The sequence below is a fragment of the Pseudomonas sp. NPDC012596 genome, assembly GCF_042902325.1.
In the GTDB taxonomy this organism is placed as follows: Bacteria; Pseudomonadota; Gammaproteobacteria; order Pseudomonadales; family Pseudomonadaceae; genus Aquipseudomonas.
In genome coordinates this window covers 54,807-65,115 of the sequence record NZ_JBIBEB010000008.1, presented here as the reverse complement: position 1 = coordinate 65,115, position 10,309 = coordinate 54,807, and the positions used below count along the sequence as shown (strand labels likewise).

The 10,309-nt window shown below is 63.2% G+C and carries 9 protein-coding genes; 7 read left to right on the top strand and 2 right to left on the bottom strand.

All coding sequences use genetic code 11. From position 1 onward, the window contains the following. Positions 1-172: 172 nt before the first annotated feature. From ACFY68_RS12085 to ACFY68_RS12065, 5 genes are all read left to right on the top strand, one after another. The gene (locus ACFY68_RS12085) at positions 173-712 is read left to right on the top strand and encodes a TetR/AcrR family transcriptional regulator (RefSeq protein ID WP_387527280.1); all 540 of its coding nucleotides are present in this window, start codon (positions 173-175) and stop codon (positions 710-712) included. A 23-nt stretch (positions 713-735) separates the two neighbouring features. Then, the gene (locus ACFY68_RS12080) at positions 736-1,569 is read left to right on the top strand and encodes an alpha/beta fold hydrolase (protein ID WP_387527277.1); all 834 of its coding nucleotides are present in this window, start codon (positions 736-738) and stop codon (positions 1,567-1,569) included. A 43-nt stretch (positions 1,570-1,612) separates the two neighbouring features. Further along, the gene (locus ACFY68_RS12075) at positions 1,613-2,047 is read left to right on the top strand and encodes a thioesterase family protein (protein WP_346613743.1); all 435 of its coding nucleotides are present in this window, start codon (positions 1,613-1,615) and stop codon (positions 2,045-2,047) included. Positions 2,048-2,098: 51 nt separating this feature from the next. Further along, complete coding sequence (locus ACFY68_RS12070) at positions 2,099-3,070, top strand: tRNA dihydrouridine synthase (RefSeq protein WP_387527274.1); 972 nt, start codon at positions 2,099-2,101, stop codon at positions 3,068-3,070. Between the two features lie 222 nt (positions 3,071-3,292). Further along, the gene (locus tag ACFY68_RS12065) at positions 3,293-3,736 is read left to right on the top strand and encodes an Hsp20 family protein (RefSeq protein WP_346613745.1); all 444 of its coding nucleotides are present in this window, start codon (positions 3,293-3,295) and stop codon (positions 3,734-3,736) included. Between the two features lie 48 nt (positions 3,737-3,784). Here ACFY68_RS12065 and ACFY68_RS12060 read toward each other — a convergent pair whose 3' ends face one another. Both ACFY68_RS12060 and ACFY68_RS12055 read right to left on the bottom strand, forming a co-directional pair. Then, the gene (locus ACFY68_RS12060; RefSeq protein WP_387527271.1) at positions 3,785-7,081 is read right to left on the bottom strand and encodes a PAS domain S-box protein; all 3,297 of its coding nucleotides are present in this window, start codon (positions 7,079-7,081) and stop codon (positions 3,785-3,787) included. Positions 7,082-7,142: 61 nt separating this feature from the next. Then, positions 7,143-8,021: a LysR family transcriptional regulator gene (locus ACFY68_RS12055; RefSeq protein ID WP_387527268.1), complete on the bottom strand. Its 879-nt coding sequence runs from the start codon at positions 8,019-8,021 to the stop codon at positions 7,143-7,145. Positions 8,022-8,151: 130 nt separating this feature from the next. Between ACFY68_RS12055 and leuC the strand changes: the two genes are divergently transcribed. After that, the gene (gene leuC, locus ACFY68_RS12050; protein WP_387527265.1) at positions 8,152-9,585 is read left to right on the top strand and encodes a 3-isopropylmalate dehydratase large subunit; all 1,434 of its coding nucleotides are present in this window, start codon (positions 8,152-8,154) and stop codon (positions 9,583-9,585) included. Further along, positions 9,582-10,226: a 3-isopropylmalate dehydratase small subunit gene (gene leuD, locus ACFY68_RS12045; protein ID WP_346613749.1), complete on the top strand. Its 645-nt coding sequence runs from the start codon at positions 9,582-9,584 to the stop codon at positions 10,224-10,226. Before leuC ends, leuD begins: the two co-directional genes overlap by 4 nt. Positions 10,227-10,309: the final 83 nt, after the last annotated feature.

Here is a 10,309-nt window from a genome sequence, read left to right as displayed (position 1 = left end):
ACGTTTACCCGCGTTTTGCGGGACTTTAAAGGCTCATTCGCTTATTGAATGGGCCTTTTGTTTTTCTATCCCTCCGAAAAGTGCACGCCGATAAACGGTCTCAATTTCTGCTTGCCAAAAAATATGATGAGTATCATATTTCAATCATCATATTTTTCCCGTTGAGCTGGCCATGAGTGACAAGAAAACCAGAACCCGCGAACGCATCCTCGAAGCGGCCCGTAGCGCGCTGATCCAGCACGGCCCGGCCGAGCCGAGTGTCAGCCAGGTGATGGGCGCGGCAGGCCTGACCGTTGGAGGCTTCTACGCGCACTTCGACAGCAAGGACGAGCTCATGCTCGAAGCGTTCCGCCAGTTGCTCAGCGAGCGCCGGGCCTTGTTGGCCCAGGTTGACCCAAGCCTGGACGGCGAGGGGCGCCGGGCGCTGGCAAGCGCCTTTTACCTGTCGCGCAAGCACCGTGATGCCGAAGTGCATGCCTGCCCGCTGCCCAATTCGATTGGCGAGATGCAGCGCCTGCCAGAGGTGTTTCGCGAGGTGCTGGCCGAGCACATCGAGCTGATGACCGCAGCCATGGTCGATCGCCCCGAAGATGCCGACATGGCATTGGCCGACCTGGCCCTGATGATTGGAGGTCTGGCGCTGGCCCGTGCCCTGGGCACGGGCGAGTTGTCCGACCGTATTCTGCGCGCCGCCAAGTCGGCGATTATCTGAGCCTCAGACCCTGGAGCAAGGCGATGACTACCCTGAGCTGGATTCGTGGTGTGAATGGCACCCTCGGCCGACTGGCCCCCGAACATGTCGCCGGCAAGATGCGCCGCGCCTTCATGACCCCGCGTAACCTGCCGCCCAGGCAATGGGAGCTGCCGCTGCTGGCGAACGCCGAGCGCATTACCTTGCGCTTTGGGTTGTCTGCCTTGCGGTGGGGTAAAGGCCCGACCGTGCTGCTGATGCACGGTTGGGAAGGGCGCCCCACCCAGTTTGCAGCGTTGATCGAAACCCTGGTGAAGGCCGGGCACACCGTGGTCTCCCTGGAAGGCCCGGCGCACGGTCGCTCGCCCGGGCAGCAGGCGCATGTGGTGCTGTTTGCCCGGGCGTTGCTGGAGGCTGCTGCCGAACTGCCGCCATTGCGTGCGGTGATTGGTCATTCCATGGGCGGTGCCAGTGTCATGCTTGCCCTGCAGATGGGGCTGCGCGCCGAGGCGGCAGTGAGTATCGCTGCGCCCGCCCAGCTGCTCGGTGTGCTGCGTGGTTTCGCCCGGCGCCTGGGCTTGCCGGCCCGGGCCAGGGCCGCCTTCATTCGCCAGGTCGAACGAGATGTCGGCATGCAAATCAGTCGCCTGGATGTCAGCGGTTATCAGCTGGAGCTGCCGGGTTTGATCGTGCATGCCGCCGATGACGCGTTAGTGCCCGCCAGCGAAGCCGAGATCATCCACAAGGCATGGTTCGACAGCCGCTTGCTGCGGCTGGAGGACGGCGGCCACCAGCGTGTGCTGGCAGACCCGCGCCTGGGCGAGGCGGTGCTCGAATTGCTCAGCCGTGCCAGTGCCCCCGCGCGGCAAAGCGCCTGAACATCCGATACACTCTGCCCGTTCATACATATAGGGAGCGGGCATGAGCTGGGACCTGGCAACGCCATTCATCATCGACCTGCGCGTCGGCAGCGAGGACATCGACGGCCTCGGCCACGCCAACAACGCGGTCTACGTCACCTGGCTGGAGCGTTGCGCCTGGCGCCACTCCCAGCGCCTGGGCCTGGACCTTGCCGAGTACCGGCGCCTGGACCGGGCCATGGCGGTGGTGCGCCACGAAATCGACTACCTGGCTGCCGGCTATGAGGATGACGAGCTGCAGCTGGCCACCTGGATCGTCGACTGGGACCAGCGCTTGCGCATGACCCGGCGCTTCCAGCTCAAGCGCCCACGTGACGGCGTGACCTTGCTGCGCGCGCAAACCACCTTCGCCTGCATCGAGTTGTCCAGCGGCAAGCCCAAGCGCATGCCGGCGGAATTCGTCGAAGGTTATGGCCCGGCGCTGATCGGTGCCTGAGCGGGCGGCATTTTTTGTTAGACTGCCGCCTTTTTCCGCCGAGACCCCAACATGCAAATTGCCCTGGCCCCTATGGAGGGGCTGGTCGACAACATCCTGCGCGACGTCCTGACCCGAGTGGGCGGCATCGATTGGTGCGTCACCGAGTTCATCCGCGTGTGCGATCGCCTGCTGCCAGCCTCTTCGTTCGACAAGCTCGCGCCGGAGCTGCGTCAGGGGGCGCGCACGGCTGCCGGCGTGCCCATGCGCGTGCAGTTGCTGGGGTCCGATCCGGTGTGCCTGGCTGAAAACGCGGCGTTGGCCTGCGAGCTGGGCGCGCCGGTGATCGACCTGAATTTCGGTTGCCCGGCCAAGACCGTGAACAAGTCGCGCGGCGGCGCGGTGCTGCTCAAGGAGCCGGAACTGCTGCATGCCATTGTGTGTGAGGTGCGCCGCGCGGTGCCGGCGCACATCCCGGTCACCTCCAAGATGCGACTGGGCTTCGACAGCCCGGACGGTGCGCTGGACTGCGCAACGGCCCTGGCCGAAGGTGGCTCGGCGCACCTTGTGGTGCACGCCCGCACCAAGGTCGAAGGGTACAAGCCTCCGGCGCACTGGGAATGGGTGGCGCGGGTGCAGGATGTGGTCAAGGTGCCGGTGTTCGCCAATGGCGAGATCTGGACCGTGGACGATTGGCGGCGTTGCCGCGAAGTCAGTGGTGCTGAAGACATCATGCTCGGGCGCGGGCTGGTGTCGCGGCCGGACCTGGCCTTGCAGATCGCTGCTGCGCGTGATGGCCGTGACTACCAGCCGATGAGCTGGGAGGCGCTGTTACCGCTGCTGCGCGAATTCTGGCGCCAGGCCCAGGCCAAGCTGTCGCCGCGCTACGCGCCTGGGCGGATGAAGCAGTGGCTGGCGATGCTGACGCGCAGTTACCCCGAGGCGGTGGTGCTGTTTGCCGAGTTGCGCAGGGAAGACGACTGCCAGCGGATCAGCCGCCTGTTGGGGGTTGAAGTGCAGGCAACTGAGGAATGTGTTGCCTGACCCGGCCCTATCGCCGGCAAGCCGGCTCCCACAAGGCCATGCGTTGCCTCGGTCCTTGTGGGAGCCGGCTTGCCGGCGATAGGGCCATCGACGCCACAGCAGAAATCAAATTTTTTACACCTGCCCCTTGAAAGCCATCTCCTGAACCCTATTTATTCAGTACGCGATGCCGAAGTCGGGTCGCGTAATGACTTACTTGCTGAATTTCAGGAGTTCATGACCATGACCAGCGCATTCTCTCTCGCACCTCTGTTCCGCCATTCCGTTGGCTTCGACCGTTTCAACGAACTGTTCGAGTCGGCGGCACGCAATGAGGCGGGTAGCAGCTACCCTCCCTACAACGTGGAAAAACATGGCGATGACCACTATCGCATCGTGGTTGCTGCAGCCGGTTTCCAGGAGCAGGACCTCGACCTTCAAGTCGAAAAAGGCGTCCTGACCGTAACCGGTGGCAAGCGCGAAAATGGCGCCGCTGAAGTGACCTATCTGCACCAGGGCATTGCCCAGCGCGCCTTCAAGCTGTCGTTCCGCCTGGATGACCATATCGTGGTCAAATCCGCAGGCCTGGCCAACGGCCTGCTCAGCATCGACCTGCAGCGCATCGTGCCGGAAGAAGCCAAGGCCAAGCGCATCCCGATCAATGGGGAAAAACCTGCGCTGAACTAAGTTCGGCGGCATGCCAAAAGGGCACCTTCGGGTGCCCTTTTTTGTTGTTCAAAAATCCGCCGGCGCCTCCAGCAACATTTGCCTGAACTCCTGCAGCGGCAGCGGCCGGCTGTGCAGGTAGCCCTGGTACAGATGGCAGCCCAGCCGCTCGAGAAATTCCAGCTGCTCGGTCAGTTCAACGCCCTCGGCGATCACGGCCAGGTCCAGGCTGCGCGCCATGGCGACGATGGCACGGACAATCTCGGCGTCATTGGGGTCTACCGGGGCGTCGCGGACGAAGGTCTGGTCGATTTTCAAGGCGTCCACCGGCAAGCGCTTGAGGTAGGTCAGCGAGGAATAGCCGGTGCCGAAATCGTCCATGGCGAAGCTCACCCCATAGCGCTTGAGCTCACGCATCTTGCTGATGGTGTCTTCCAAGTTCTGGATCACGATGCCCTCGGTGATTTCCAGCTTGAGCATGTGATGGGGCAGGCGGTAGTCGTTCAGGCTGCGCAACACCCGTTCGACGAAATCGTTCTGGCGGAACTGCCGCGGGCTGATGTTTACGCACAGGCTGAAATCATCGGCATCGATCAGCCCGTCTTCGAGCATGTGCGCGCACGCATCACAGGCTTCGTCGAGGATCCAGCTGCCAACTTCGAGGATCAGGCCGCTTTCTTCCAATACCTGAATAAACTGCGCAGGCGGCTGCTGGCCCAGTTGTGGATGGTGCCAGCGCAGCAACACTTCAGCACCGACAATGTGATTATCGCGGGCATCCACCTGGGGCTGAAAGTGCAAGGCCAGTTCGCCTCGCGCCAGTGCCAAGCGCAGGTCGCTTTCCATGCGCAGGCGCTCGCTGGCGGCCTTTTGCATGGTGGTGTGGAACAGTTGGGTGGTGTTGCGGCCTGAGTCCTTGGCCCGGTACAAGGCGATGTCGGCGCGCTTGAGCAGGTCGGCCGGGGTGGCGCCGTGGTCGGGGATCAGCGCTACCCCGATGCTTGGCGTTACCTGCAGGCGCTGGCCGTCCAGCGACATGGGCTCGGCCAATAGTTCACGAAGCGTGTCGGCCAGTTCGCGGACCTTGGTTTCCACTGCCTCGCGGCTGCCTTCCAGGCCGCTGAGCAGGACCACGAACTCATCGCCGCCCAGGCGCGCCACGGTGTCTTCCAGGCGCACGCTGGCTTCTAGCCGCGCCGTGATGATCTTCAGCACAGTGTCGCCCACTGGGTGGCCCAGCGAGTCGTTGATGTGCTTGAAGTGGTCGAGGTCGAGGAACAGCAAGGCGCCACGCAGGTTATGCCGGCGCAACAGGGCGATCTGCTGGCTCAGGCGGTCCATCAGCAGGGCACGGTTGGGCAGGTTGGTCAGCGGGTCGTGGTAGGCCAGGTGGCGGATCTGCGCCTGGGCATTCTTCAGCTGGCTGACATCGCGCGCGGTAAGCAGCAGGCAATCGATTTCGTTGAGGCTGATCGGCTCGACCGACACTTCCACGGTGAGAATGTCGCCACGCTTGTTGCGCCCGAGCATTTCGCGGTGGTGCACCCGGCCGCGCTCCTTGAGCTCGGCGAGCAGGGCGTTGCGCTGTTTGTCGTCGGCCCAGATACCCAGCTCATAGACGCTGCGGCCGATCACATCGGCATTGCTGTAGCCGGTCAGCCGGCAGAAGCCATCGTTGACCTCCACATAACGGCCGCTGCGGCGTTCGGTAATGGTGATGGCGTCGGGGCTGGAGTGGAACGCCTTGGCAAACTTCTCCTCGCTGGACTTAAGCGCCGCCTCGGCCCGTTGCTGCTGGGTGATGTCACGCAGCGTGGTGACGCTGCAAGGCTGGTTGTCTACGGTGATCAGCCGGCTGGCGATCACGCAGGTCAGCGGTGAACCGTTGCGGTGGTTGACCACCACGGCGACGTTGCTCAGCGCCTGCTCGCGGATGACTCGCTCGATGCGCTGCGCGCGTGCGATCGATTCTGCCCACAGGCCAATCTCTTCGGCGGTGCGGCCTATCACTTGCTCGGCGCTCCAGCCAAAGGTCTGGGTGAAGGCCGCGTTGATTTCGATGAACTGGCCGGTGTCCTGGCGGGTTACGCAGATTGGGTCGGGGCTTACCTGGAACAGGCTGGCGAACTTCTCCTCCGAGGCGCTCAGGCGCTGCTCGCGTTCTACCTGTTCGGTGATGTCCAGCAACGTGCCAGCCATGCGCAAGGGGTTGCCCTGGTCGTCGCGGTACAGGCGTGCACGGCTTTCAATGTAGCGTGAGGCGCCGTTTTCGAGCTGCACGCGGTAGGTGATCTGGTAGTTGCCAGCCGGGCCTTCGCGCAGGCTACGGTAGGCCTGGCGCATGACGTCGCGCTCTTCCTGGGGCACGCCTTCGAAGAACGCGTCGAACGATTCGTGGAAGGGGATCGGGTCGAGCCCGTGCAGTTGCGCGGCGCGGGCCGAGCCATAGAGCATGCCGCTGGGGATGTGCCAGTCCCAGGTGCCCAGCTGCGCCGAGTCCAGGGCCAGGTCAAGGCGCTCCTGGCTGTCCTTGAGCGCCTGTTCCGCGCGCTTGCGCTCGGAGGTGTCGACAAAGGTGCTGAGCAGGAACGTCACACCCTCCAGTTCAATGCCCTGGGCGCACAGGATGCCATCGTGAACCTTGCCGCTGCTGGCGCGAAACTGCACCTCCATGATTGCCGGGCCGCCGCTGGCGCGGATCGCTTCCAGCACCTGGTGGCGTTGCTCAGGGTTCACCCACAGGCCCAGCTCCAGGCTGGTCTTGCCGATCACCTGTTCGCCAGGCCAGCCGAACATGTCTTCAAAGTGCTGGTTCACCTCGAAAATCATGCCGTCGTTACGGCGCGTGAGCAGGATGGCGTTGGGGCTCAGGTGAAACAGCGTGGCGAAGCGTTTTTCCGAGTTGATCAGCGCGGTTTCCCGTTCGCGCTGGCGGGTGATCTCACGGATCACCCCGATCATCTGCGGCCGGCCCTGGCGGTCGTGGGTCAGGCTGCCGTTGATTTCCAGCCAGTGCAGGCTGCCATCCGGCCAGCGGATACGATGGCGCATGGCCCGCTCGGCGGGCTCGCCATTGACCACAGCCTGGAACAGCTGACGGGTGCGGGCGCGGTCTTCTTCGGGCAGCAGGTCGAGGTAGTCGATGTCCTTGGGCAGGGGGCGCTGCGGATCGAAGCCGAACAGCGCCTGGGTGCCGCGTGACCAACTGACCCGGCCACTGTCGATGTCCCATAGCCAGGCGCCAAGGCGTGCACCATTGAGCGCGGCCAGCAGCTGCGGGGCGTTCTGCCAGGCCTGCTCCGACTCCTGAGGGTCGGCCGCAGGAATACGCGGCAGGCGCGGAAAGCGGTTTGCTGATTTGGGCATTGGTACCAGACCTTTGGCGTTTGACGCGTCCTTGAGTTGGAAATGCCGGGCTGACGACCGGTCAGGCGGACCCTGCGTGACTGTCGAGCAGGGCCATGAAGGCCCTGGCGGCGTTCGATAGCGTTCGCTCGGTATGCAGTATGTAGCCTAGCTGGCGTGACAGCTGTATGCCGGGTAATGCGATGGGTGCAACCTGATCATCGAGCATGGTGCGCGGCAGCACGCTCCAGGCCAGGCCGATCGAGACCATCATCTTGATGGTTTCCAGGTAGTTGGTGCTCATGGCGATGTTCGGCGTCAGGCCCTGGCTTTCGAACAGGCGCTGGACGATGTGGTGGGTGAATGTGTTGCCACCGGGGAATACCGCCGGGTGGCGAGCGACGTCGGCCAGGCTGACTTGGGTGTTGCTGGCCAGCGGGTGCTCCGGGGCGGCGACGAAGTCCAGCGCGTCATCCCATACCGGGAACGCTTTGATCAGGTGATGAGGCTCGGGTGCCAGGGTGATAACGGCAATTTCGGCACGGCCATGGAGTATTTCGTCGTAGGCCGCTTCTGAGTCGAGGAACTGAATATCCAACGCCACCGCCGGGTACTGACGGGTGAATGCCCGCAACAGCGGGGGCAGGCGGTGCAGGCCGATGTGGTGGCTGGTGGCGAGGGTCAGGCGACCACTCACCTCACCGGTCAAATTGGTCAACGCACGTCGGGTATCATCGAGCACATTGAGTATCTGGTAGGCACGCGGTAGCAGGGCCCGTCCGGCTTCAGTCAAGGTCACCTCGCGCCCCAGGCGGTCGAACAGGCGCACATCCAGTTGCTGTTCGAGCCCGGCAATACGCTTGCTGATGGCCGGTTGGGTCAGGTGCAGGCGTTCGCCGGCCCCGGAAAAGCTGCCGGTCTCGGCAATGGCAATGAAGGCGCTAAGGTTGGCCATGTCCATTGTTCGAATTCCTGATGGTTATGCAAAGCATGAAAATTATGAATTTGAGTTATTCAATCTATCGCCATAGCATCGTCCATACAAGCCAAGGGGTTTTTGGCATAGAAAGACGCTGATGAGGAACAGTCTGATGGCTGGTAAAACGCTCTACGACAAACTCTGGGAAGCCCATGAGGTCAAGCGCCGTGATGACGGCTCGTCCTTGATCTACATCGACCGCCATATCATTCATGAAGTGACGTCGCCCCAGGCCTTCGAAGGCCTGCGCCTGGCCAGCCGCAAGCCATGGCGCATCGATGCCAACATCGCCACCCCCGACCACAACGTGCCGACCACGCCAGAGCGCAAGGGCGGTATCGAAGCCATCGTCGACCAGGTGTCGCGCCTTCAGGTGCAGACCCTCGATGAGAACTGTGACGAATATGGCATCGTCGAATTCAAGATGAATGACGTGCGCCAGGGCATCGTCCACGTCATCAGCCCGGAGCAGGGTGCCACCTTGCCGGGCATGACTGTGGTCTGCGGCGACTCGCACACCTCCACCCACGGCGCATTCGGGGCCCTGGCCCATGGCATCGGCACCTCCGAGGTCGAGCACGTGCTCGCCACCCAGTGCCTGGTCGCCAAGAAGATGAAGAACATGCTGGTGCGCGTCGAAGGCACATTGCCTGCTGGCGTCACTGCCAAGGACATCGTACTGGCGGTGATCGGCAAGATCGGTACCGCAGGTGGCAACGGCCATGCCATGGAATTCGCCGGCAGCGCCATCCGCGAGCTTTCCATGGAAGGCCGCATGACCATCTGCAACATGTCCATCGAAGCAGGCGCGCGGGTTGGCCTGGTCGCCACCGATGCCACTACGGTCGCTTATGTCGAAGGCCGCCCTTACGCGCCGAAAGGCGAGCAGTGGGAGCGTGCGGTCGAGTCCTGGAAAGACCTGGTTTCCGATGACGATGCGGTGTTCGACACCGTGGTCGAGCTCGACGCGGCCGACATCAAGCCGCAGGTCAGTTGGGGCACTTCGCCCGAGATGGTGCTGGCCGTCGATCAGCGCGTGCCGGACCCGGCAGCAGAAACCGACCTGGTCAAGCGCGGCTCCATCGAGCGCGCGTTGAAGTACATGGGTTTGAGCGCCAACCAGGCGATCACCGATATCCACCTGGACCGCGTGTTCATCGGTTCCTGCACCAACTCGCGCATCGAAGACTTGCGCGCCGCGGCAGAAATCGCCAAGGGCCGCAAGGTGGCCGCTACCGTCAAGCAGGCGATCGTCGTGCCGGGCTCCGGCCTGGTCAAGGCGCAGGCCGAGCGTGAAGGCCTGGACAAGATCTTCCTCGAGGCGGGTTTCGAATGGCGTGAGCCGGGCTGCTCGATGTGCCTGGCGATGAACCCGGACCGCCTGGAAAGCGGCGAGCACTGCGCGTCCACGTCCAACCGCAACTTCGAAGGCCGTCAGGGCGCCGGTGGCCGTACCCACCTGGTCAGCCCGGCCATGGCCGCCGCTGCCGCGGTGACCGGCCACTTCATCGATGTCCGCGAGTTGATCCAAGGGAGCGCAGCATGAAAGCCTTTACCCAGCACACTGGCCTCGTCGCACCGTTGGACCGTGCCAACGTCGACACCGACCAGATCATCCCCAAGCAGTTTCTCAAGTCGATCAAGCGCACCGGCTTCGGCCCTAACCTGTTTGACGAGTGGCGTTACCTGGACGTCGGCCAGCCCTATCAGGACAACAGCAAGCGCCCGTTGAACCAGGAATTCGTGCTCAACCATGAACGCTACCAGGGTGCCAGCGTGTTGCTGGCGCGGGAGAACTTCGGTTGCGGCTCGAGCCGTGAGCACGCCCCGTGGGCGTTGGACGAGTACGGCTTTCGCAGCGTGATCGCGCCAAGCTTCGCCGACATCTTCTTCAACAACAGCTTCAAGAACGGCCTGCTGCCGATCATCTTGAGCGACGAGGAAGTCGATGAGTTGTTCAAGCAGGTTGAAGCCAACCCGGGCTACCAGTTGACCATCGACCTGCAGGCACAGGCGGTGACCCGGCCGGACGGCAAGGTGCTGCACTTCGAAATCGATGCCTTCCGCAAGCATTGCCTGCTCAACGGCCTCGACGACATCGGCCTGACGCTGCAGGACGCCGATGCGATCAAAGCATTCGAGGGCAAGCACCGCGCGTCGCAGCCTTGGCTGTTCCGTGATGCCTGAATGATGTAACCGGGTTTGCTGGCCTCATCGCCGGCTTCCACAAGTACTGAACAGGTCTTGGCACTTGTGGGGTCTCTGTAGGA